Raw genomic sequence first — 23230 nt, 5'->3', positions numbered from 1 at the left:
CCGGCGCGGGCGGCCGGGGCGCCGGTGCCCCGGCCGCCCGGACGCGCTCCGGAGGGGAAGGGGGTCAGCGGGGAGCGCGGGCCGCCGTCAGGAAGCGGCGGATCAGCTCGGGATCCTTCACCCCGCGGCTGCTCTCCACCCCGCTGGACACGTCCACGCCCCAGGGGCCGACCGTGCGCACCGCCTCGGCCACGTTGTCCGGGCTCAGGCCGCCCGCCAGCAGCCAGCGGCCCTCCGGGCGGGGGAACTCGCCCGAGGCCCAGTTCCACGGCTTGCCGGAGCCCGGGTCCGGCGCGTCGACCAGCAGCAGGTCCTCGCCGAACTCCCCGCAGCGCAGCTCCGGGGCGCCCACGGCCACCGCCCGGACCAGCGTGCGGCCCGGCGCGCGGAGCGCGGCGAACTCGGCGGGGGCCTCGTCCCCGTGCAACTGCACGGCCCGGATCCCGCTGTCCTCGGTGAGGGCGCGGACCTCGGCCACGGACTGCCCGCGGAACACCCCCACGGTCAGCACCTCCGCGGGCACCCGCGCAGCCAGCCGCCGGGCCGTGTCGGCGTCCAGCCGCCGCGGGCTCTCCGCGAAGACGAAGCCGACGGCGTCCGCGCCGGCTTCCACCGCGGTGTCCAGGTCGCGCTCCGTGCGCAGCCCGCAGATCTTGATGAACAGGTCACTCATGCTCCCCAGTCAACCATCCGGGGCCCCGGACGGCGCCGCCCGCCCGTGCGATCATGACCGCGGTCCGGGAGCGCCGGACCCACGGGGGAGGGGACGCGGGATGACGGGCGCAACGACCACGGGCGGGGCCCCCGACGGCGGGGCGGGCACGGCGGGGTACCGGGAGGCGGAGCCGGTCCGGCTCGCCGCCGGCCACGCGGCCGCGCTGCTCGCCTTCGAACGGGAGAACCGCGCCTGGTTCGCGGCCTCCGTGCCGGACCGGGGCGACGCCTACTTCGCCTCCTTCGCGGAACGGCACGCCGCCCTCCTGGCCGAGCAGGAGGCCGGGCTCTGCCGGTTCCACCTGCTCTTCGACGCGGACGGCGCGGTCCTCGGCCGGATCAACCTCGTGGACCTCGCCGACGGTGGCGCCGAACTCGGCTACCGGCTCGCGGAGCGCGCCACGGGACGCGGCCTGGCCACCGCCGCCGTGCGCCGGATCTGCGTGAGGGCCGCCGAGGACTACGGGCTGACCCACCTCACCGCCGTCACCACGGAGGACAACACCGCCTCCCAACGGGTGCTGCTGCGGGCCGGGTTCGCGATCACCGGCCCCGCGACCGTGGCGGGCCGCCCCGGCACGGCCTACCGCAAGGAGTTGACGGCGCCGGCGCCGGAGCCCCGCTGAACCGGTGCCCCGCGCCGGGCCGGAGACCGCCGCGCACCCCCGGGGGCCGTCCCCTCCCCGCCCCCGGCCTGGTCGACGGCCGGGCGTTGCATGAGACGATCTTCGGGTCAGATGTGCGCGAGTCCGCTGGTCTCGGCCCTCCTCAAGGGCTTACATGGGCTATGACGCCGGGCCGCAACGACCCGGTGGTGACAGTCCGTTCACGTCAGGGGAGACCTCATGGACCTCATGGACACCGACACTGACGCCGATCACAGCCCGAAGGACACCAACCCGACGCTCATCGGTTCCGTGCAGCGCGCCCTGCGCATCGTGGAGGCCCTGCACGCGGAGGGGGCGATCACGGCCAAGCGCCTCTCCCGTCTCACGGGCATCCCGCTGCCGACCACGTACCACCTGCTGCGCACCCTCAGCCACGAGGGATACGTCCACCGTGACCAGGGCGCCTTCCGCCTCACCGAGGGCCTGCCCCTGGCCTCCTGAGGGCGGCCCGCCGCCGGACCGCCCGGCCCCGCCCCGGAGACTGGGGGCCGGACACCGGACACCCCGGTCCGAGGACGGACGGAAGGCGGAACACATGACGGAACGACACCCGCGGCGGTCGGCGCGATCAGAAGGAGCACCACGACTCCGGGAGTCGGGGACCGGGTGGCGTCCGGTCACCCTGGTCACGGGCGGCAGCCGCGGCATCGGCGCCGCGACCTGTCTGCGGCTCGCCGCGGACGGCCACGACCTGGCACTCGCCTACGTCCGTGACGAGGAGGCCGCCGAGCGGACCGCGGCCGCCGTGCGCGCCGCCGGCGCCCGCTGCGTCACCGTGCGCGCCGACACCGCGCGCGAGGCCGACGTGGAACGGCTCTTCGACACCGCCGCGACCGCGCTCGGCCCCCTGACCGGGCTGGTCAACAACGCGGGCGTGACCGGGCCGCTGGGCCGGCTCGCGGACGCCCGCACCGAGGACCTGCGCCGGGTGACGGAGGTCAACCTCCTCGGCTACCTGCTGTGCTGCCGTCGGGCCGCCCGGGACCTGGCCGTCACCGGGGGAGGGGCCGTCGTGAACGTCTCTTCCGCCGCGGCCACCCTCGGCAGTCCGGGCGACTACGTCCACTACGCCGCGACGAAGGCGGCCACCGACGCCCTCACCGTGGGCCTGGCCAAGGAGCTCGCCCCCGACGGCATCCGGGTCAACGCCGTCGCCCCCGGCATCATCGAGACGGACATGCACGCGACGATGGGCGACCCGGACCGGCCGGCCCGCGCGGCGGCGGGCATCCCGCTCGGCCGCGCCGGTCGGGCCGAGGAGGTGGCCGCGGCCATCGCCTGGCTGCTCTCCCCGGACGCCTCCTACACCACCGGCGCGATCCTCAGGGTCTCCGGCGGCCGCTGAGCGCCACGCCGGCCTCCCGGCCCGGTCGGCGCGCCGTCCCGCGCCACCGGGCCCCGGCCCACCCGGCTCCAGCCGCCCGCGGACCGCTCATCCGTGTCCGCCGGGCCGGCGGCCCTGCCCGGCGCGCACGCCGCGGCCGACGGTCCACAGCATCCCCAGCTCGTCCAACTGCGCCACCCGGTCCGTGGTCAGCCGGTCCGCCCGGCTGCGGGCGTTCGCGATCCAGGACCCGAGCCCGTACTCCACCCCGTCCACGGTCTCCACGTGCGTGCGCGGCACCCGCAGGTGCCCCTCCCGCTCCCGGAACCGCCGGGCCGCCGCCAGGTTCGCCGCCCACTTGTCGGGATGCGGCACCCGGGCCGCCGGCCGTTCCGCCGGGGCCGCCGGACCGATCTCCAGGACGTGTTCCAGGAGCCAGCGCTGCGCGAGCGCCAGATCGTCCCAGCCGAGCCGCTGCGCCTGCACCCAGGCGCCCAGGTCCTCGCCCTGCACCACGGTCTCGCCCGGCCGGTGCGGCACCCGCTCGCCGGCCTCCACCCGCAGCCGCACCAGCCGGAACCGCCGCTGCCAGGACACCGGCCAGCCCGGACACCAGGCCGGATCGATCTCCTCCAGGGCCTCGCGCCGCTCCGGGGCCAGCGCCCCGGGCGCCTCCGGGTCCCGGCGCGCCGCCGCCCGATGGTTCTTCAGCCAGGTCCCCACCGGATACCCCTGCCAGGTCGCGTCCAGCGGCGCCGCCAGGTGCCCGTGGACCGCCGCCCATGCCCCGGCCGCCGCCAGCCCCTCCTCGAAGGCCACGTCGAAGTGCGACCAGACCATGCCCAGCGCGTCGAGGGCCGCGGTGCGCTCCGCCGACAGCCGGCCCCGCTTGTGCGCCCGGCGCGCGTCCGCCACCCACTGGCCCAGCGGGAAACCGGCGAGGTCCGCCGGCCCGTCCTCCCCGGCCGGACCCGTCCGGAAGCCGAACGGCACCTTCAGGTGCCCCTCCCGGCGGGCGAACCCCGTCGCCGCCCGCAGCCCGCGGTTCCAGTGCGTGTTCTCCGGGCTCAGCACCCGCAGGCTGATGAACGCGGCCAGGGCCGCCGGATCCCGGGGCACCGAGAACTTCAACAACTCCCGGGCGGGCCCGCTGAGCCCGCGCGCGGCCTCCGTCCGGCCCCGGCCCGTCTCCTGGAGGGAACCCCGGGCCTGGGGCTGCGCCAGCGCCTCCACCACCCGGGCGTCGTGCGCCCGCAGCGCCTCCAGCAGGCGCGCCAGGTCCCCGTACGCCCGCGAGGACAGCATGGAGTCCGGGGTCTCCCCGGGGCCCAGCAACACCGGCACCACCAGCGAGGCCACCTTGCCCTCGCCCGGCCGGATCCGCAGCGCCCGCCCCACGGCCTGCACCAGGTCGGGCATCGACCCCCGCAGGTCCGCCCAGAACACCGAATCGCACGCCCGGGTGTCCACGCCCTCGCCCAGCACCCGCACCGAGCTGAGGAAGGCCCGCCCGGCGCTCTCGAACTCGCCCAGGACCCGCCGCCGCCGCGGCGGCCGGTGCTCCCCGCACAGCCAGTCCGCCCACACCCCGTCGGCGAACCCGGCCGGATCGTCCCGGTGCAACCGCCGCGCCACCTCCGGCAGCCCGGCCGCGAAGGCCTCCGCCTCCCGGGTCAGGTGGTGGAAGACCAGGGTGCGGCGCAGCCCCTCCTCCGCGCCGGCCTTGACCGCCGCCGTCTGGAGGGCCGCCAGCCGGGCCCCCCGGACCGCGTCCGAGCGGGCGTCCGCGCCCAGGAGCAGCGCGGCCTGGAAGGCGGAGTCGGTGACGTCCACGCACACCACCTGGTACGGGGCGACGATGCCCCGGTCGATGGCCTCCGACAGGCTCAGCCGGTGACAGACCGCCCCGAACGGGCCCTCCGAGTCGTCCGCCATCGAGGCCACCAGGCCCCCGCGCGCCGCGCCGCCCCCCGCCGCGGGAGAGCCCTCCTCGGGCACCCCGCCTGCCTGCCACAACCGGGGCGTGGCCGTCATGTAGAGCCGTCGGGCGGCCGGGATCCGCGCGTCGTCGTGGATCACGGCCCACGGCTTGCCGATCCGGCCGGAGGTGCGGTGCGCCTCGTCGACGACGACCAGGTCCCAGCCGGGCAGCCCGGCCCGGTGTGCCCGCTCCACCGTCCCGAGCCCCAGCGAGGCGTACGTGGCGAACACGGTGTACCGGCTCAGCGGGCGGCACCACGCGGCGAGTTCCTCGGCTCCGGTGGTGTGCGGGAAACCCGTGTCGGCCTCCCGCAACGAGGACAGGCCCAGCACCGGACCGTGTCGTCCGGCCTCCCGCCAGGCGGCCGCGGACTGGGTGAGCAGGTCCAGGGAGGGCACCAGGACGAGCACCCGACGGGCGCGCAGTTCCTCCGCCGCCCGCGCGGCCACGAAGGTCTTCCCCGATCCGGTGGCCATCACGACCTGGGTGCGGAGCCCCCCGGGAGGCGGGGCCCCGGGCCCCACCGGCCCCAACGCGCGCAGCACGGCGTCCACGGCCTCCCGCTGATGCGGCCGCAACTCGATCCGTGCCATCTCTGCTCTGCCTTCTCCGTGGACGCCTCCCGGGTCCATTCTGTTACACCACCGGTCGGGACCGGCCCGGTGACCTCCCGGCGGCCGCGCGGTCACCCACCCGGTCCCGGGGCCCCCGCACACCGCCTTCCAAGATCATCGGGCACGGCCGGGAGCGACCGGCGGGCGGGTCCCGCCACCGGGTGCGCCGAGCTCGCGGACCGCGGCGTCACCCCCCATGGCCGCCCCGCTCCCCACGGTGCTCCGCCCCGCACGCTCGTCCCGCCCCTCAGGGCCCCGCACCCGCCGGACCCAGCGTCGGCGGGCAGGCCGGATCCGGGATCCGCCGGGACCAGCCGCCCGGCACCGCCCGCCCCTGCTGCTCCCGGAACCGCACCGGGGCCGTCCCCACCCGCCGGGTGAACAGCCGCGAGAAGTAGGCGGGATCCCCGTACCCCACCCGTCGGGCCACCGCCGCCACCGGCAGGTCCGTGGCCGCGAGCAGTTCCTTGGCCCGGCCCAATCGGATCCCCAGCAGGTAGTCCTTCGGACCGCACCCCGAGGCCCGGCGCACCAGCGTCCGCAGCTCGGCCGGGGACAACCCGTGCCGGGCCGCGTGCTCCGCCACCGACAGCGGCAGGAACGCGTCCCGCGCCAACGCCCGCAACACCGGGTCCCCGTCCGGCCCCGCGTCGGCCCGCGCCCGCCGCAGCGCCACCAGCAGCTCGTGGACCGCCGCGCTCGTCTCCACCTCCAACAGCGGGTTCCCCCGGTGCGCGGCCCGCGCGATCCGCCCCACCACGGCCCGCGCCCCCTCCGCGTCCCCCAGCGCCACCACCGGCCGGTCCGGCTCGATGTACCCCAGCTCCGTGTACGTCTCCGCCGCCGGACCCGCGAAGTCCACGAAGCACTCGTCCCAACCGCCCACCGGATCCGCCCCGTACGCGTGCTCCCGCCCCGGGGTCAGCCACAGCAGCGCCGGCGCCGACACCGCGGTCCGGCCCCCGTCCGGCCGCCGGAACCAACCGCTCCCCGCGGACACCACCACCGCCACGTGATGGTCCAGGGTCCGCGGCCCCACCGGCGGCAGCGCCCCGTACTGGAGACCCACCCCCAGGCACACCAGCCCCAGCCCCCGGTGCACCGGCCCGGGCGTGAAATAGCGCATCCAGGTGTGGTACATCCCGCCCCGTCCTCCCGTCCCGGGGGCCGCCCGGCACCGCACGGCGTTCCCGAGGGTCCGCGCCGGCCCACCCGTCCAAGCACCGACGATCTTTGTCCATGGACCGCCCGCCCGCCAGAGGGCGAGGGTGGCGGTCGTGAACGGATTCCGCGTGCGCGACGACCACTTCGAGCTGGACGGCAGGCCGGTGCGCCTGCTCTCCGGCGCCCTGCACTACTTCCGTGTCCACGAGGACCACTGGCCCCACCGGCTCGCCCTCTTCCGCGCCCTCGGCCTCGACTGCGTGGAGACGTACGTCCCGTGGAACCTCCACGAACCGTCCCCCGGCCGGTACCGCGACCCCGGCGCGATCGGCCGCTTCCTCGACGCGGTGCACGCGAGCGGACTGCGGGCCCTGGTCCGCCCCGGCCCCTACATCTGCGCCGAATGGGAGAACGGCGGCCTGCCCCACTGGGTGACCGGCCCCCTCGGCCGGCGCGTCCGCACCCGCGACCCCGAGTTCCTGCGCCACGTCGAAGCCTGGTTCGCCGAACTCCTCCCGCACGTCACCGCCCGGCAGGCCGACACCCCCGGCGGCGGCCCCGTCCTCATGGTGCAGGTCGAGAACGAGTACGGCTCCTACGGCAGCGACCCCGAGTACCTGCGGCTGCTCGCCGACGTCCTGCGCCGCCACGGCGTGACCGTCCCGCTCTTCACCTCCGACGGCCCCGAGGACCACATGCTCACCGGCGGCTCCCTCCCCGGGGTCCTGGCCTCCGTCAACTTCGGCTCCGGAGCCCGCGGGGCCTTCGAGACCCTGCGCCGCCACCGGCCCGGCTCCCCGCTGCTGTGCGCCGAGTTCTGGTGCGGCTGGTTCGACCACTGGGGCTCCCCGCACACCGGCCGCGACCCCGAGGAGGCCGCCGCCGAACTCCGGGAGGTCCTCGCCACCGGAGCCTCCGTCAACCTGTACATGGCCCACGGCGGCAGCAACCCGGACGGCTGGGCCGGCGCCAACCGCGAGGGCCCCCTCCACGACGGCCGCCTCCGGCCCGTTACCACCTCCTACGACTACGACGCCCCCATCGACGAGTACGGCCGCCCCACCGCCAAGTTCCACGCCTTCCGCTCGGTGCTCCGCCCCCACGCCGCCGCACCGCCGCCCCCGCCGCCGCCCGCCCCGCCCGCGCTGACCGCCCCCGCCGAGGCCGGCGCCCCGCTCTGGACCCCCCTCGACCTCGTCCTCGACGGCCTCGGCGGCCCCGAGACCACCCACGGCGCACCACCCACCTTCGAGGAACTCGACGTCGACCGCGGCCTCGTCCGCTACCGCCTCACCGTCCCCGGCCCCCGCGCGCCCCTGCCCCTCACGGTCAGCGGACTCCGCGACCTGGCCCTCGTGTACGTGGACGGGGTCCGCGCCGGCACCCTCACCGAGGACCGCCCCGAACTCCCCGAACCGGTCGCCGGACCGGCCCGGATCGAGCTGTGGACGGAATCCCTGGGCCGGGTCAACTACGGCCCCCGCCTCGGCGAGACCAAGGGCGTCACCGGCGGCGTCCGCCACGAACGCCAGTACCTGCACGGGATCTCCGCGACCCCGCTGCGCCTGGACGCCTTCGAGGACGCCGACCGGGTCCGCGCCCTGCCCGGCCGCCCCGACGCCCCGCCCGGAGCCCGCGGCCTCTACCGCGCTTCGATCACCGTCACCGGGCCCGGGGACGCCGCCCTGCTCCTGCCCGGCTGGACCCGCGGCTTCGCCTGGATCAACGGCCGCGGCCTGGGCCGCTACTGGAACACCGGACCCCAGGACCGGTGGTACGTGCCGGGGCCCCTGCTCCGCGAAGGGGCCAACGAACTCTGGCTCCTGGAGCTCGACGAGGCCCCGCAGGCCGCCGCGGGCACCCCCGCGCACGCCGGGCCCGGAGCCCCGCCCGGAGCCCGGCCCGGGTCGATCGCCCGCCTGGAACCGCCCCCGCCGCCCGCCCGAGCGGATCCGGGGCCGGCACCGATAAATCCATGACCACCGGAGGGTTTGTCCATGGGCCCGGCCCGATCCGGGGGAGCAGGCTGGCTCGCCGAAGGCGGACCCGGGCGGGCCGCGCACCTGCCCCGGCCGGTCCCGCGCCGCCCGGGTCCGCCACCCGCGCCGACCAGGACGGAGACCCCATGCCCACCCCACGAAGGGCCGCGGCGGCCACCGCGGCCCTCACGGCCGCAGCCCTCCTCGCCCTCGCCCCGCCCGCCCCCGCCACCGCGGACGCCGCCGCCCCCGTCACCCTGACCTCGGCGGAGCTCTCGGTCCGCGTGGACCCCGACTTCCCCCGCGTCCTCGGCTACACCCAGCGCGCCACCGGTCGCACCCTGGACGGCAACGAGGACCCGCTCGGCACCCTCCTCGTCAACGGCATCCCCCGCACCCCGGCCGTCGGCTCCGTCGCCGCCGCCGACCGCGTCGACTACACGATGACCTTCTCCGGGGTCACCGTCCGGGCCCGGCTCTCCGTGACCGGCTCCGTACTGGAGTTCCGCGTCACCGCGATCGAGGACACCCCGGCCCTGCGGGTGCGCACCCTCGCGGTGCCCGACCACCACCTCGTCAGCGTCCGCTCCGACCGCGCCGGCGCCGCCCTGGCCACCACCCGCATGCACACCGCCACCACCGGCACCGGGGACACCTTCACCGCCCTCACCGGCACCACCCCGGTGGACCCGGCCCCCGGCACGGTGATGCTCGGGCTCCTCAGCGGCGGTGGGCTCGCCGCGGCCCTGGACACCAACGCCTACCCGGACCGGCCCGCCGGCGGCACCGCCCGCGAGAACGGTCGGATCAACCGCCAGGTCACCGACCGGGGCGGCCACCGCCGGGCCGGACTCTGGAGCGGCACCTGGCTCCACCGGGCCGAGGGCGCCGCGGACACCGACACCGAACCCCTCCCGTACGCCCGGGTGGCGATCACCGGCGACCGCAACGGCGACGGCACCGCCGACTGGCAGGACGCCGCCGTCGCCTACCGCGAGATCCGCCCCGCCCCCACCGGATGGCAGGACACCGCCGACCGGGTCGTGCAGCGGGTCCCCTTCAACTTCGCCTCCCAGGCCACCCACCCCTTCGCGCAGACCCTCGACGAGACCAAGCGGGTGGCCCTCGCCACCGACGGGCTGGGCCAGTTCGTCCTCCTCAAGGGCTACGCCTCCGAGGGCCACGACTCCGCGCACATGGACTACCGCGACATCGGGACGAAGCTCGGCGGCGCCGCCGCCCTCAACGCCCTCACCACCGCCGGACACGCCTGGAACGCCGACTTCGGGGTGCACGTCAACGCCACCGAGGAGTACCCGGTGTCGGCGACCTTCGACCCGAGCAAGCACACCGGCACCCTCGGCTGGGACTGGCTCGACCAGTCGTACCACGTGGACACCCGCGAGGACGGACAGTCCGGGGACCGCCTCGACCGGCTCCGCGCGCTCAAGGCCGCCGCCCCCGGACTGGACTTCCTGTACGTGGACGTCTGGTACGGCGACGGCTACGTCTCCCGCAGGCTGACCCGGGAGATCGGCGGGCTCGGCCTCCAGGTCGCCACCGAGTTCCCCGACTCCCTCACCGACCAGTCGCTGTGGCACCACTGGGCCGCCGACGTGGACTATGGGGGCAGCGACCACAAGGGCGTCAACTCCACCATCGCCCGCTTCGTCGACAACCACGCCAAGGACGCCTGGCTCGCCCGCCACCCGCTGCTCGGCGGCGCCGAACTGACCGCCTACGAGGGCTGGCAGGGCAAGAAGGACTTCCCCGCCTTCCTCCGCACCACCTTCGCGGTGAACCTGCCGACCAAGTACCTCCAGCGGTCCCCGATCGTGAAGTGGACGACGGACGCCGTCACCCTCGCCGACGGCACCACGGTCACCCGCGCGGGCACCGACCGGCGGATCACCAGCGACGGCCGCACCGTCCTCGACGGCGGCGCCTACCTGCTGCCCCGCGCCGGGAAGCTCTACCACTACAACGCCGCCGGCGGCACCACCACGTGGACCCTGCCGCCCGGCTGGACCGCCCCGAAGCTGTACCGGCTCACCGACACCGGCCGGGTCCCCGTGTCCGATCCCGTGGTCACCGGCGGTCGGATCACCCTCGACGCGGCCCCCGCCACCCCGTACGTCCTCTACGACGGGTCCGCCCCCGCCGGCCCCGACCCCCGCTGGGGCGAGGGCACCCCGCTCCGGGACCCCGGCTTCACCTCGGGGAACCTCGCCGCCTGGACGGTCACCGGCACCGGCGCCACCGTGGTCCGCAACGCCCTCGGCCAACAGGAGCTCACCGCGGGCCCCGGCACCGCCCCCACCGTCGCGCAGACCATGACCGGACTCGCCCCCGGCACCCACGCCGCCTCCGTGTGGGTCGCCACCCCCACCGGCCGGAGGGCCACCCTCACCGTCACCCCCGCGGGCGGCACCCCCGCCTCCGTGTACGCCGACTCCTCACCCCTCGTCGACTCCCTCGGCGGCAGCGAGAAGAACGGCAGCCGCATGCAGCGCATGAAGGTGCTCTTCGAGGTGCCCGCCGGCGGCTCCACCGCCACCCTCGCCCTGTCCGCGGCGGCCGGCTCCGGCACCGTCACCTTCGACGACGTCCGCGTCACCCCCTCCGTCCGCCCGCCCGGCACCGGCCGGTACCTCACCGAGGACTTCGAGGGCCCCGACCCCGGCTGGGGGCCCTTCGTGCCCGGCGGCGCCGGCGGCCCCGCCACCGACCCGCGCACCCACGTCTCCGGCCTCAACGCCCCCTACACCCAGGCCGGATGGCAGGGGAAGCTCATCGACGACGTGATCGGCGGCCGGCACTCCCTGAAGTCCCACGAGGAGCGGCCCGGCCTCGTCCACCGCACCCTCCCGCAGACCCTCCGCCTCACACAGGGCCGCAGCTACCGCGTCTCCCTGCGCTACGCCGCGGCCTACGGCGACGAGTACCGCTTCGTCACCGGATCGGGGACCACCGAGGCCCTCACCCCGCTCGGCCAGGCCCGCACCCCCACCTCCTTCACCACCACCTTCACCGCGGGACCGGACGCCTGGATCGGCATCCGGAAGGTCACCCCCGAGGGTTCCCGAGACCAGGCCGACCTGGTCCTCGACGACCTCGTGGTCGACGACCTCGGCCCCGGCCAGGGCGCCGACCCGGTGATCCCGCGGTCCTCGATCACCGTGCGGTCCGTGGACAGTGAGGAGACCACCCTGGAGGACGGCCGCGCCGGCCGCGCCCTCGACGGGGACCCGGCGACGTTCTGGCACACCCGCTGGTCCGCCCCGGCCACCCCGCCGCCCCACGAGCTCACCCTCGACCTGGGGGCCTCCCACCGGGTCAGCGGGCTGCTGTACCTGCCCCGCCAGGACCAGAGCAACGGCCGCGTCGCCGGCTACGAGGTGTACACCTCCACCGACGGCACCACCTGGGGCGCCCCCGCCGCCTCGGGCACTTTCCCCGACACCGCCGCCCGACAGCGGGTGGCCTTCGCCCCGCGCGACGCCCGCTACCTGAGGCTCCGCGCCACGAGCGAGGTCGACGGCAACCCGTGGACCTCCGTCGCCGAACTGGACGTCACCCACCGGCCCTGACCCGGCCCGGCCGCACCCCGTCCCCCGGCAGGGCCGTCACCTGCCGGGGGACGGTTCGCGCACGCGTGCGACAGTGGGACCGGTCGCCCCGGCACCCGGCACCACGGGGTGACCGCGGCCCGGGGCGGGGAACCGAGGGGGAGCACGATGACGGGACACGAACACGGCACGGGCGCGGAGGACGGGGCACGCACGGAGGACGGGGCACGCGCGGAGGACGGGGCACGGAAGACCCCGACCCGACGGAAGGCGGCCACGGTCGCGGCGGCCGGGGCCGCGGCCCTCGCCCTCGTCGGGGCGGGCCTGTGGCTGCTCCCCGACGGGAGCGGCGGGGACACGGAACAACGCCTCGGTCCCCGCGGCACCACCCCCGCCCCGAGGACCCCGGGAAACCCGACGCCGGACCCCGCGCACCGGCCCTTCACACTGGTCGCGACCGGCGACATCATCCCGTACCCCTCCATCATCCGGCAGGCCGCCCAGGACGCCGGAACCGGTCAAGGGGCCGTCGAGAGCCACGAGTTCCGTCGGATCCTCGCCGGGATCGAGCCCGTGGTCAGCGCCGCCGACCTGGCGATCTGCCACCACGAGATCCCGTACGGCGCCCCCGGCGGCCCCTACACCGGCTACCCCACCTTCAAGGCCCCCCACCAGCTCGCCGACGCCCTCCGCGCCACCGGCTACGAGGGCTGCTCCACGGCCTCCAACCACACCCTGGACGCCGGCTGGGAGGGCCTGGTCCGCACCCTGGACGGGCTGGACCGGGCGGGCCTCGCGCACACCGGCTCCGCCCGCACCCCGCAGGAGGCGACCACCCCGGCCTGGTACCGGGCGGGCGGCGCCCGGATCGCCCAACTGTCCTACACCTACGGCACCAACGGCATACCCCTACCCGAGGGCAAGCCCTGGGCGGTGAACCTCATCGACGCCGACCGGATCGTCGCCGACGCCCGGGCGGCCCGCCGCGCCGGCGCCCAGGTGGTGCTGCTCAGCGTGCACTGGGGCACCGAGTGGCAGACCGAACCCGACGCGGACCAGCTGGAACTGGCGCGGAAGGTGACCGCCGCCCGTACCGCCGGCCTGCCCGACATCGACCTCGTCATCGGCACCCACAACCACGTCCCCCAGCCCTACGAGAAGGTCAACGGCACCTGGGTGGTCTACGGCATGGGCGACCAGGTGGCCAGCTTCGTGCCGCCGGAAAAGCGGCGCGGAAACGAATCCTCGGTACCCCGGTTCACCTTCGCCCCGGACCGGGACCACCCCGGCCGCTGGACGGTCTCCCGAGCCGAATTCCTCACCCAGTACTCGGACATGGGCCCGCCCTTCCGCGTGGTGTGCACCTCCTGCGAGACCCCCGGGGACCGCACGGGGGAGTACGCGGCGGTCGACGAGCGGGTGGCCCGGGCCGTCCTCTCCCGGGGCGCCGCGGCCCAGGGCCTCACCCGCGCCGGCCGCTGAGCCCCGGAGCCCGGCCCGCCTCCGTCGCCCGGCCGGTGTCCGTGTCCGCGCCTAGGGTGGCCGACATGAGCGATCGGAACGAGAGCGGGCGGCCACTGGCCGTCTTCGACCTGGACGGCACCCTCGCGGACACCGCCCACCGGCAGCGCTTCCTGGAGCGCAGGCCGCGGGACTGGGTCGGCTTCTTCGCCGCCGCCCCCGCGGACCCGCCGCTGGAGCGGGGGGTCCGGCTGGCGGTGGAGAGCGGCGCGGACTGCGAGGTGGTCTACCTGACGGGGCGTCCGGAGCGCTGCCGCGCCGACACCGCGGCCTGGCTGGCCGCGCAGGGCCTCCCCGAGGGGAAGCTGTGGATGCGCGGGGACCGCGACCGCCGCCCGGCCCGCGTCACCAAGCTGGAGGTGCTGCGGCGGATCTCCCGGGGCCGGGAGGTGCGGATGCTCGTGGACGACGACGAACTCGTCTGCGCGGCGGCCCGGGAGGCCGGGTTCGCCGTGGTCCGGGCCGACTGGGGCCCGTCCTCGGCGGAGCTGCGCCGCGCCCAGCAGACCGAGGGCCGGACCTGAGCGGGGCGGTGGGGGCGTCGCGGGGTGGTGAGGGGCCGGGGTCCGGGCGGACCCCGGCCCCGCCCGCGCCGCTCCTCAGCCCTCGTCGTCGAGGCGGAAGCCGACCTTCAGCCCGACCTGGTAGTGGGCGACGCGGCCGTCCTCGATGTGCCCGCGGACCTGGGTGACCTCGAACCAGTCCAGGTTGCGCAGGGTCTGCGCGGCGCGCTCGATCCCGTTGCGGATGGCTTGATCCGTTCCCTCCACGGAGGTTCCGACGATCTCGGTGACGCGGTAGGTGTGGTTCGTCATGGGGACGCTCCAGGGTCGGTTCCGCGCGCGGCGGCGGGGGACGGCAGGGCTCGTCTCCACCGTGCCGCACCCGGGACCGGACCGCGAGCGGACGCGGTGGCGCGGGGCCGGAGTGCCCCCGGACGGGTGCGGCGGCCGGGTCCTGGGGGTCGATCGGAAGCCGAGCGGTAGCTCTGGTTCCGGTCGTGTGACAGAAATCGCCTGCGAAAACACGGTGCCGGATGCGCGGTAAGCCCAGAATGCCCGGTGTTGTGGGGGTGTCACGTGGTGTTTCTGTGAAGAAAACCTGCCCTTCACCCCTTGACCGGGTCATTGGTCCATGCCAATTTCAAGCCATCTGCGATCAACCCAGAAGGTGACATTCGTGAAGATGCGCTTCCTTGCCATCCCCACAGCCATCATGGCGGCGACGGCCCTGACGGCCTGCGGCGCGCTCCCCGGTTCGGGCGGCGGCAGCAAGACGGTCACCGTCTGGCTGATGAAGGGCAGCGCCTCCGACGGCTTCATCAAGTCCTTCACCGAGAGCTTCGAGAAGGAGCACGAGGACATCGACCTGGAGATCAGGATCCAGGAGTGGACCGGCATCGTGGACAAGGTCAACGGTGTCCTCGAAGGCAAGGATTCGGCCGACGTCATCGAGGTCGGCAACACCCAGGTCGCCCAGTACGCCGAGACCGAGGGCCTCAGCGAGCTCACCCTGGAGGGCCTGCGCGACTGGGGCGGCAAGGACTGGCTCAAGGGCCTCGCCGAGCCCGGCAGCATCAACGGCGCCCAGTACGGCGTCCCCTGGTACGCCGCCAACCGCGTGGTCATCTACAACAAGGACCTCTTCCGCGACGCGGGCATCAAGGAGATACCCAAGACCCGCGCCGCCTGGCTCGCCGACACCGAGAAGCTCAACGAGGACGGCCGCCAGGGCATCTACCTCCCCGGCCAGAACTGGTACGTCCTCGCCGGATTCGTCTGGGACGAGGGCGGGGAACTGGCCGTGGAAGGCGCCGGCCAGTGGAACGGCGCCCTCGACTCCCCGGCCGCCCTCAAGGGCATGGACTTCTACAAGGAGCTCCAGGGCCTCGGCAACGGCCCCAAGGACGCCGACGAGGAGACGCCCCCGCAGGCCGAGGTGTTCGCCCAGGGCCGCGTCGCCCAGATCATCGGCACCCCCGGCCAGGCCGCCCAGATCGAGGCCGCCAATCCCGGCCTCAAGGGCCGCCTCGGCTTCTTCCCCGTCCCCGGCAAGACCGCCGACAAGCCCGGCGCCGTCTTCACCGGCGGCTCCGACCTGATCATCCCGAGCAACACCGACGACCGCCGCGCCGCCGTCGCCGTCATCTCCGCCCTCGTCAGCGAGAAGTGGCAGACCGCCCTCGCCACCGAGATGAGCTACGTGCCCAACAAGCCGGCCTACGCCCACGTGCTCAAGGGCAACCCCGGCGCCACCGCCATGGCCGAGGGCGCCACCCAGGGCCGGGCCACCCCCAAGTCCGCCCGCTGGGCCGAGGTCGAGGCCAAGAACCCCATCAAGCCCTACATGACCGCCGTCCTCCTCGGACAGGACCCCCGCGAGGCCGCCAAGTCCGCCTCCGCCACCATCACCAAGGTCCTCAGCTCCGACCGCTGAGTCCCACCCCGGCAGTCGTCCCGCACGGCCGCCGCGGCACCGCGCACCAAGGGGCCCGTACCGGGCCGGGCCGACCCGCCCGGCACCCGGCACGGGCCCCTTCCGCGCTCCGGACCGGAGGCCCGCCCGGAGCGCCCCGCCCGGCGACCGCGCTCCCGGCCCCGCCCGCCGCCGCATCCCCGCACCCCGCCCTCCGACGGGCCCGAACCCGTCGTTCGGCATTCCCACATCCCCGGTCCCCTGGGCCGTCATGTCGATTCCAGCCGGTCACGGAACAAGTAGAGGGCCGGGCCGCACCCCAGCGGATCCGGCCACCGCGCCCGGACCAGGAGCCGCCATGAGCATCGCGCCCCTCACGCCCGCCCCCGTCCCCGCCCCCCGAACCCGCCGCCGCGGACCGGCCCCCGCCGCCGTCCCCGCGACCCCCGACACCCCCGCCTACACCGTCCGCCTCGCCCGCGACGAGACCGAGGTGCGCGCCGCCCAGCGGCTCCGCCACCGCGTCTTCGCCGAGGAGTTCGGCGCCCGCCTCGACGGCCCCGAGCCCGGGATCGACGCCGACGCCTTCGACGCCTACTGCGACCACCTCCTCGTCCTCGCCCAGGACACCGGCGAGGTCGTCGGCACCTACCGCCTGCTGCCGCCCGAACGGGCCGCCGTCGCCGGCCGCCTCTACTCCGACGGCGAGTTCGACCTCTCCCGCCTCGACCCCGTCCGCCCCGGCCTCGTCGAGGTCGGTCGCTCCTGCGTCCACCCCGACCACCGCAACGGCGCCGTCATCGCCCTCATCTGGGCCGGACTCGCCCACTACATGGACCGCACCGGACACACCTGGCTCGCCGGCTGCTGCTCCATCCCCCTCGGCGACGGTGGCACCCTCGCCGCCGCCACCCGCGACACCGTCCTCGCCCGCCACCTCGCCCCCGAGCAGTACCGCGTCACCCCGCACCGCCCCTGGAACCACGAGGGCGTCGCCCGCCCGCCCCGCACCCCGCTGCCCGCCCTCCTGCGCGGGTACCTCCGCCTCGGCGCCTGGGTCTGCGGAGAACCGGCCCACGACCCCGAATTCGGCGTCGCCGACCTCTACGTCCTGCTGTCCCTGCGCAACACCGACCCCCGGTACCTGCGCCACTTCCGCTCGCTCGCCCCCGCGGCATGAACCCCTGGCTGACCGTGCCGCCCTGCACCCCGGGCGCCTGCGCCGTCCACGAGGGCCGCACCGCCCCCCTCCCGCTCGCGCTCCTGCGGCTCACCGCCCTCGCCGCCGCCGTCCTCCTCGGACTCGCCGCGGCCGCCCCCGTCCGCCTCCTCGCCCCCCGCACCCGCACCCGCCTCGTGCGCCTGTGGTGCACCGCCCTACTGCGGACCCTCGGACTCCGGATCCGCGTCCACGGCAGCCCCGGCCCCGACGGCGGCCGGCTCGTCGTCGCCAACCACATCTCCTGGCTCGACGTGCCCCTCGTCGCCGCCGTCCTGCCCGGCCGGATGCTCGCCAAGGGCGAGGTCGGCCGCTGGCCCGTCCTCGGCCCCCTCGCCGCCCGCGCCGGCACCCTCTTCATCGACCGCGACCGGCTCCGCGCCCTGCCCGGCACCGTCGCCACCCTCGCGCGGGCCCTCCGCGCGGGCTCCCGCGTCGTCGTCTACCCCGAGGGCAGCACCTGGTGCGGACGGGCCGCCGGACCCTTCCGCCCGGCCGCCTTCCAGGCCGCCCTCGACGCCGCCGTACCCGTCCAGCCCGTCCACCTCGCCTACCGGCTGGACGGCGGCGGCCTCGCCACCGCCCCCGCCTTCGTCGGCGAGGACCCCCTCACCGCCTCGCTCTGGCGGATCGCCCGCGCCCGCGGCGTCACCGCCGAGATCCGCCTGCTGCCCCGGATCCCGGCGGGCCGCCACCCCGACCGCAAGGCCCTCGCGCGGGCCGCTCAGTCCGCCGTCGCCGTCGCCAGGGACAACGCGAACCGCCCCTGCTCGTCCGTCCACCACCGCGTCAGCTCCAGCCCCGCCGCCGCCAGCTCGGCCCGGACCCCCTCCTGACGGAACTTCGCCGACACCTCCGTACGGATCTCCTCACCCGCCGCGAACTCCACCGCGAGGTCCAGCTCCCGGATCTTCACGGTGAGCTCGTGGCGGGCCCGCAACCGCATCTCGATCCACTCCTCCCGCCGGTTCCACACCGCCACGTGCTCGAAGTCCCCGGCGTGGAAGTCGGCCCCCAACTCCCGGTCGATGACCGCCAGCACGTTCCGGTTGAACTCCGCCGTCACCCCCTGCGCGTCGTCGTACGCCGCCACGAGCACCGACTCGTCCTTGACCAGGTCCGTCCCCAGCAGCAACGCGTCACCCGGCGACAGCACCGACCGCACCGACCGCAGGAACTCCGCCCGCTCCCCGGGCAACAGGTTCCCGATCGTCCCGCCCAGGAACAGCACCAACCGCGGACCCGCCGACTCCGGCAGCGGCAACGGACGCGTGAAGTCCGCGATCATCGCGTGCACCCGCAGCTTTGGATGCTCTGCCAACAGCACCGCCGCCGCCCCCTCCAGGGCGCTCGCGCTCACGTCCACCGGCACGTACAGCTCCAGCTCCGGCATCGCCGCGATCAGGTGCCGGGTCTTGTCCGAGGAACCGGACCCCAACTCCACCAACGTCCGCGCCCCGCTCACCGCGGCGATCTCCGCGGCCCGCGCCAGCAGGATCTCCCGCTCGGCCCGCGTCGGGTAGTACTCCGGCAGCCGCGTGATCTCCTCGAACAGCTCGCTGCCGCGGGTGTCGTAGAACCATTTCGGCGGCAGCACCTTGGGCCGCGCCGACAGCCCCTGCAGGACGTCGGCCCGCAGCGCCTCCTCCGCGGAGTGCTCGTCGAGGGTACGGGTCAGCTGGAAACGGCTCACGGCGTCGGCTCCTTGAGCGGGGTGAGGGACAGTTCGGTCCGGGTGGCGGTCAACAGCGTCCGGTCCGGGACCTCGGACCAGCGCGGATCGTCGTCATAGGGTTCGGAGGCGACCACCGTCCGCCCGGCCGTCCGATCGGCCAGGTACCAGAGGGAGTCCCCCCAGGCCGTCGCGTGGATCGCGCGGCCGTCCGTCAACAGCAGGTTCAACCGGGAGCCCGGAACGACCCCGGCCACCTCCCGCACCGGCTCCGCCAGCGCGCTCCCCGGATCGTCCCCGGCCCGCAACCGCGCCAGCACCAGGGCCCACACCAGCGCGGAATCCGTACCGGCCGCGAGCCGCAGCAGCGCACCCGGCGCCAGCCCGCCCGCGAGCGGCGCCACCGACTCCGGCCAGCCGGGCACCGCACCGTTGTGGCTGAACAACCACGGCCCGTCGGCGAACGGCGCCGCCGCCGCCTCCCCGTCGGCACCCGGCAACGTCGCCGACCGCACGGCGGCCACCACCGCGCCGCTGCGCACCACCCGGGCCAGGTCCGCGAAGCCGGCGTCCCCCCAGATCGGCACCGCCCGCCGGTACCGGGCGGGCACCGGATCGTCGGCGGCGTACCACCCCACGCCGAAGCCATCGGCGTTCACCGTGCCGTGCCGCTGCCGCCGCGGGGCCCAGGACTGCCGCACGAGCCCGTGCTCCGGCTCCGCGAGCAGACGCCCCAGCGGCACCTCCGGACCGAGATAGGCGAGGTGACGGCACATCAGACGTCCCGGGCGGTACGGAAGCCGGAGAAGATCTGCCGGCGCACCGGCAGGTCCCAGTTGCGGAAGGTGCCCCGGCAGGCCACCTGGTCCACCGCGAAGGAACCGCCCCGCAGCACCTTGTGCGCCGGACCGAAGAACACCTCCGAGTACTCCTTGTACGGGAAGGCGCGGAAGCCCGGGTACGGGTCGAAGTCGCTCGCCGTCCACTCCCACACGTCCCCGATCAGCTGGCGCACCCCCAGCGGGGAGGCCCCCTTCGGGTAGCTGCCCGCCGGGGCCGGCCGCAGGTGACGCTGGCCCAGGTTGGCGTGCTCGGGGCCCGGGTCCTCGTCCCCCCACGGATACCTGCGGGAGCGGCCCGTCACCGGATCGTGCCGGGCCGCTTTCTCCCACTCGGCCTCCGTGGGCAGCCGCCGCCCGGCCCACCGGGCGTACGCGTCGGCCTCGTACCAACTGACGTGCAGCACCGGCTCCTCGGCCGGCACCGGTTCCGTCACCCCGAACCGGCGGCGCAGCCACTGTCCGGCCTCCCGCCGCCAGAAGAGCGGCGCGCCGATGCCGTGCCGGCCGATCTGCTCCCAGCCCTCCGGGGCCCACCACCGGCGCTCCCGGTAGCCGCCGTCCTCGATGAACCGCTGGTAGGCGCCGTTGGTGACGGGCACGGTGTCCAACCAGAAGGGGGCCAGGTCCCGTTCGTGCGCGGGGCGTTCGTTGTCCAGGGACCAGGGCTCGGCGGACGTGCCCATGGTGAACGGTCCGCCGGGCACCAGGACTTCCCCGTCCGACACCGGAGGGCCGGCCGGTGGCGCCGGGTCCGGGGCGGTGAGGACGGGGGCGCCGCGCCGCAGCTGGTGGGTGATCAGCATGGTCTCGTCGTGCTGCTGCTCGTGCTGGGCGATCATGCCGAACACGTAACCGTCGGCGAGCAGGTCCGTGCCCTCGAAGGGGGTCCGCTCCAGCAGGTCGAGGACCCGGCCGCGGACCTCGGCGGTGTAGCGGCGGGCCTCGTCGGGCGGCAGCAGGGGCAGTTTCGGCCGCTCGGCCCGGGGGTGCTCGAAGGCGTCGTACAGCGGGTCGATCTCGGGGTGCATGGGTTCGCGGCCGCCGACGTTGCGGAGCAGCCACAGCTCCTCCATGTTCCCGATGTGCGCGAGGTCCCAGACCAGGGGGGACATCAGCGGGGAGTGCTGGGCGGTCAGGTCCGGGTCGTCGACGGTCTCGGTGAGCCCGGCGGTGCGGGCGCGGGCCGTGGTCAGCGCGGTCACGGCGCGCTCGCGAAGGTCGCTCGGGTCCCGCGGGGTCTCGGTCACAGCGCCGGTCCTCTTCCCTCGTGGCTGTCGGTGGTGGGGGTGCCGGTGCGCGCGCCCGGCCGGCCGGCGCGGGACCGGGCGACCGCGCGCCCGTCGGCCGGCGCGGCGGTGCCTGCCTCCGCGGCGTACTCCTCGTACCGGTCGTCGGCGGGGCAGCGACCGCGACGGACGTACCGGTCCTCGAACGCGGCGACGGCGGCCCGGATCCGGTCGGAGGCTCCGAGCCGGGGAAGGGCCTCGCCGGCCGCCGCGAAGCAGGCGGCGGCGGCCGTGCGCAGCTCCGGATCGGCGGGCCCGTGCCGGGCGGCGGCGCGCCAGAGCGCGTTGCGGGGCGCGGGGCCGGCCGCGGTGCGGTCGGCGAGTCCCTTGACGGCCCGGTAGGCCGTCTCGGCGGCTTCCGGGTCGTCGAAGAGGGCCGCGGTGACCGCCACCGGCACCAGCCACCCGTCGGTCCCGGGCTGCGCGTCGATCATGCGGAGTTCCAGGTGGCCGCGGGGGCGGACCGGTGGGAAGAGCGTGGTGAGGTGGTAGTCCAGGTCCTCGCGGGTCGGGGGGCGGGGCTCGCCGGTGCGGACCCATTCCCGGAAGGTGAGCCCGGTGGGCGCGGCCCAGGAGTCCTCGTCGGCGCCGCGGACGCACATCACCTCGGCGTCCAGTGCCATCCGCGCCCAGCCGGCCCGGGGGGCGGCCTCCAGGGGCGGGGCCACCGAGCGGTGCCGGTCGATGTCGGCCCAGACGCCCTGCCGGGCGGACTTCCATCCGGCGTAGGGCCCGCGGGTGGCGGGGGAGTGGGCGAAGGCGGAGACGAGCACGGCGCCGAGGAGGTGGGCGAGGACCCAGCGGCGGCCGAGGCCCAGGGGTCCGGGCTCCTGGTAGCCGGCGTCGAGGCAGACCTGCACGGAGGCGGAGGCCCGCATCATGGCCCGGCCCGCGGGGCCGGTGCGGTCGAAGTAACGTTCCATCGCTTCGTACCGGGGCCGCTTGAGCACGCGGGGCGGTTCCGGCCGGCGGGGGTCGAGGCCGAGGCCGCGGAGTTCGAGTCCGAGGGGGGCCAGTGCGGCGCGGACGGCGACCAGGTCGGCGTCGAGGCCGTCCACGCATTCCGTGAGGGAGCCGGCGGGCTCCGAGCTGAGTTCCAGCTGGCCACCGGGCTCCACGGTGAGTCGGGAGCGGAGGTCGAGGGCGGCGGCCGCGGCGTGGGCGGCCGCGAGGCGCCCGGGGTCCACGGGGAGCCGGGGATCCGTGCTGTCGTACACGAGCCATTCGAGTTCCGCGCCGGTACATCGGGGCGGGCCGGTCTTGAAGCAGATGCCGCGGACCAGCGCTTCGATCTCGGCCTCGGTGACGGCGCGCAGACGGTCACCCATGGCGTCCTGCGGCATGGCCGGGTCCTTCCGTCGGTGCGTTGACCGACACAGCCAATCCCGGGCCGGGGCTCCCCGCAAGGTTTCCTTTGCGCCAACGGGGCCTCCTGGGGCCCCGGGTGGGCCCGGTGCGCCGGCTTCCCGAGGATGACCGGGCGATGACCGGGCAGGGGTATCCCTGCAGGAGGACGTGGGGGAGCCGACCTCCGACGGGGGCCGTGCGCCCCGGCGTCCCGGAGGGCCGAGGGGTCCGGCCGAAGCGGATGAAATGGCTCAAATCAGAACATCTCGGATCAATCTGAACGATCCGTGTGAAAACTGTGGAGGGGTCCTGGGCCTTCCGGGTGAGGGGCCGTGACTGATGGGTCACATTGCAATGTGACATGTCACGGTATGCTGTGACGCTCCCCTACCGGAGCCCTGCCGCTCAGCTCCAGCCGTACCGCTCCCGCAGCCGCCCCGCGATCAGCGCGAAGCGCCCGCGGTCCAGCGCGCAGGCCTCCCGGCGCATCCCCGCCTCACTGATCCGCAGCACCCGGTCCAGGTCCACCCAGGACTCCCGTCCGGCCGCGTCCCAGGGCCCGGTGCCGATCGCCACCCACTCCCGGTCGTGGTCGTGGCGCCGGCTGGACAGCTGCACCGCCAGCAGGGTCCCGCCGGGCTCCCGCGCCACGACGAGCACGGGCCGGTCCTTCCCCCGCCCGTCCCCCTCCTCGTAGGGCACCCAGGTCCACACGATCTCGCCGGGATCCGGGTCGCCGTCCGGGTCGGGGGCGTACGACATCCGCACCCGGCCGATCAGGGAGGGCTCCACCTCGGTGGTCGCTCCGGCGCCGACGCGGCCCGGCTCGTGCAGTGAACTCGTCATGAGCAGGCCGCGAAGCACTACGACGAGCAGCAGCTCGCCGCCCTGATCCTCTCGATCGCCACGGTCAAC

19 protein-coding genes are annotated in these 23230 nt (G+C 75.6%); 10 read left to right on the top strand and 9 right to left on the bottom strand.

The features are described 5' to 3' along the window. Nucleotides 1-64: 64 nt before the first annotated feature. Nucleotides 65-673: a phosphoribosylanthranilate isomerase gene (locus ABTZ17_RS23915; protein ID WP_352197734.1), complete on the bottom strand. Its 609-nt coding sequence runs from the start codon at nucleotides 671-673 to the stop codon at nucleotides 65-67. 100 nt (nucleotides 674-773) lie between these two features. Between ABTZ17_RS23915 and ABTZ17_RS23910 the strand changes: the two genes are divergently transcribed. The 3 genes from ABTZ17_RS23910 (at nucleotide 774) to ABTZ17_RS23900 (ending at nucleotide 2727) form a co-directional block, all read left to right on the top strand. After that, a complete protein-coding gene (locus ABTZ17_RS23910; protein ID WP_352197733.1) occupies nucleotides 774-1340 on the top strand; it encodes a GNAT family N-acetyltransferase in 567 nt (188 codons plus the stop codon). 228 nt (nucleotides 1341-1568) lie between these two features. Beyond that, nucleotides 1569-1823 (top strand): helix-turn-helix domain-containing protein, encoded by a 255-nt coding sequence (locus ABTZ17_RS23905; protein WP_352197732.1) that lies wholly within the window; start codon nucleotides 1569-1571, stop codon nucleotides 1821-1823. 94 nt (nucleotides 1824-1917) lie between these two features. Then, nucleotides 1918-2727 (top strand): SDR family oxidoreductase, encoded by an 810-nt coding sequence (locus tag ABTZ17_RS23900; RefSeq protein WP_352197731.1) that lies wholly within the window; start codon nucleotides 1918-1920, stop codon nucleotides 2725-2727. Between the two features lie 87 nt (nucleotides 2728-2814). On the opposite strand, the gene ABTZ17_RS23895 is transcribed toward ABTZ17_RS23900, so the two are convergent. Beyond that, on the bottom strand, nucleotides 2815-5280 hold the full coding sequence (locus tag ABTZ17_RS23895) for a DEAD/DEAH box helicase (protein ID WP_352197730.1): 2466 nt from the start codon (nucleotides 5278-5280) through the stop codon (nucleotides 2815-2817). Between the two features lie 268 nt (nucleotides 5281-5548). Next, nucleotides 5549-6442 carry a helix-turn-helix domain-containing protein gene (locus ABTZ17_RS23890; protein ID WP_352197729.1) on the bottom strand — a complete coding sequence of 298 codons (894 nt, stop codon included), beginning with the start codon at nucleotides 6440-6442 and terminating at the stop codon, nucleotides 5549-5551. Nucleotides 6443-6578: 136 nt separating this feature from the next. Here ABTZ17_RS23890 and ABTZ17_RS23885 point away from each other — a divergent pair, with 136 nt between their 5' ends. The 4 genes from ABTZ17_RS23885 to ABTZ17_RS23870 all read left to right on the top strand — a co-directional run bounded on the left by ABTZ17_RS23885 (nucleotide 6579) and on the right by ABTZ17_RS23870 (nucleotide 14058). After that, a complete protein-coding gene (locus ABTZ17_RS23885; protein ID WP_352197728.1) occupies nucleotides 6579-8444 on the top strand; it encodes a glycoside hydrolase family 35 protein in 1866 nt (621 codons plus the stop codon). A gap of 146 nt (nucleotides 8445-8590) precedes the next feature. After that, nucleotides 8591-12034, top strand: a complete 3444-nt coding sequence (locus ABTZ17_RS23880; RefSeq protein WP_352197727.1) for an endo-alpha-N-acetylgalactosaminidase family protein — start codon at nucleotides 8591-8593, stop codon at nucleotides 12032-12034. Between the two features lie 147 nt (nucleotides 12035-12181). Continuing rightward, entirely contained in the window at nucleotides 12182-13495 is a 1314-nt protein-coding gene (locus ABTZ17_RS23875) for a CapA family protein (RefSeq protein ID WP_352197726.1), read from the top strand. Between the two features lie 65 nt (nucleotides 13496-13560). Next, on the top strand, nucleotides 13561-14058 hold the full coding sequence (locus ABTZ17_RS23870) for a phosphatase domain-containing protein (protein ID WP_352197725.1): 498 nt from the start codon (nucleotides 13561-13563) through the stop codon (nucleotides 14056-14058). Between the two features lie 75 nt (nucleotides 14059-14133). Here ABTZ17_RS23870 and ABTZ17_RS23865 read toward each other — a convergent pair whose 3' ends face one another. Further along, nucleotides 14134-14349 carry a dodecin gene (locus ABTZ17_RS23865; RefSeq protein WP_352197724.1) on the bottom strand — a complete coding sequence of 72 codons (216 nt, stop codon included), beginning with the start codon at nucleotides 14347-14349 and terminating at the stop codon, nucleotides 14134-14136. A gap of 364 nt (nucleotides 14350-14713) precedes the next feature. Between ABTZ17_RS23865 and ABTZ17_RS23860 the strand changes: the two genes are divergently transcribed. The 3 genes from ABTZ17_RS23860 to ABTZ17_RS23850 all read left to right on the top strand — a co-directional run bounded on the left by ABTZ17_RS23860 (nucleotide 14714) and on the right by ABTZ17_RS23850 (nucleotide 18004). Then, on the top strand, nucleotides 14714-15970 hold the full coding sequence (locus ABTZ17_RS23860) for an extracellular solute-binding protein (protein WP_502994813.1): 1257 nt from the start codon (nucleotides 14714-14716) through the stop codon (nucleotides 15968-15970). 337 nt (nucleotides 15971-16307) lie between these two features. Further along, nucleotides 16308-17129 carry a GNAT family N-acetyltransferase gene (locus ABTZ17_RS23855; RefSeq protein WP_352197723.1) on the top strand — a complete coding sequence of 274 codons (822 nt, stop codon included), beginning with the start codon at nucleotides 16308-16310 and terminating at the stop codon, nucleotides 17127-17129. Beyond that, nucleotides 17126-18004, top strand: coding sequence for a lysophospholipid acyltransferase family protein (locus ABTZ17_RS23850; RefSeq protein WP_352197722.1), 879 nt, complete (start codon nucleotides 17126-17128; stop codon nucleotides 18002-18004). The genes ABTZ17_RS23855 and ABTZ17_RS23850 overlap by 4 nt, the downstream gene beginning before the upstream one ends. Here ABTZ17_RS23850 and egtD read toward each other — a convergent pair. The 5 genes from egtD to ABTZ17_RS23825 all read right to left on the bottom strand — a co-directional run bounded on the left by egtD (nucleotide 17893) and on the right by ABTZ17_RS23825 (nucleotide 23161). After that, on the bottom strand, nucleotides 17893-18861 hold the full coding sequence (egtD, locus tag ABTZ17_RS23845) for an L-histidine N(alpha)-methyltransferase (protein ID WP_352197721.1): 969 nt from the start codon (nucleotides 18859-18861) through the stop codon (nucleotides 17893-17895). The two genes, ABTZ17_RS23850 and egtD, sit on opposite strands and share 112 nt — an antisense overlap. Next, complete coding sequence (gene egtC / locus ABTZ17_RS23840) at nucleotides 18858-19616, bottom strand: ergothioneine biosynthesis protein EgtC (RefSeq protein WP_352197720.1); 759 nt, start codon at nucleotides 19614-19616, stop codon at nucleotides 18858-18860. The genes egtD and egtC overlap by 4 nt, the downstream gene beginning before the upstream one ends. After that, complete coding sequence (egtB, locus tag ABTZ17_RS23835; protein ID WP_352197719.1) at nucleotides 19616-20929, bottom strand: ergothioneine biosynthesis protein EgtB; 1314 nt, start codon at nucleotides 20927-20929, stop codon at nucleotides 19616-19618. The genes egtC and egtB overlap by 1 nt, the downstream gene beginning before the upstream one ends. Beyond that, on the bottom strand, nucleotides 20926-22311 hold the full coding sequence (gene egtA / locus ABTZ17_RS23830) for an ergothioneine biosynthesis glutamate--cysteine ligase EgtA (protein WP_352197718.1): 1386 nt from the start codon (nucleotides 22309-22311) through the stop codon (nucleotides 20926-20928). The genes egtB and egtA overlap by 4 nt, the downstream gene beginning before the upstream one ends. Before the next feature lie 409 nt (nucleotides 22312-22720). Further along, complete coding sequence (locus ABTZ17_RS23825; protein ID WP_352197740.1) at nucleotides 22721-23161, bottom strand: type II toxin-antitoxin system PemK/MazF family toxin; 441 nt, start codon at nucleotides 23159-23161, stop codon at nucleotides 22721-22723. Nucleotides 23162-23230: the final 69 nt, after the last annotated feature.

It is taken from the genome of Streptomyces sp. NPDC097619 (genome assembly GCF_040302735.1).
GTDB lineage: Bacteria > Actinomycetota > Actinomycetes > Streptomycetales > Streptomycetaceae > Streptomyces.
Note: the sequence above shows the minus strand (reverse complement) of the source record. Positions and strands in the feature narration are given on the sequence as shown.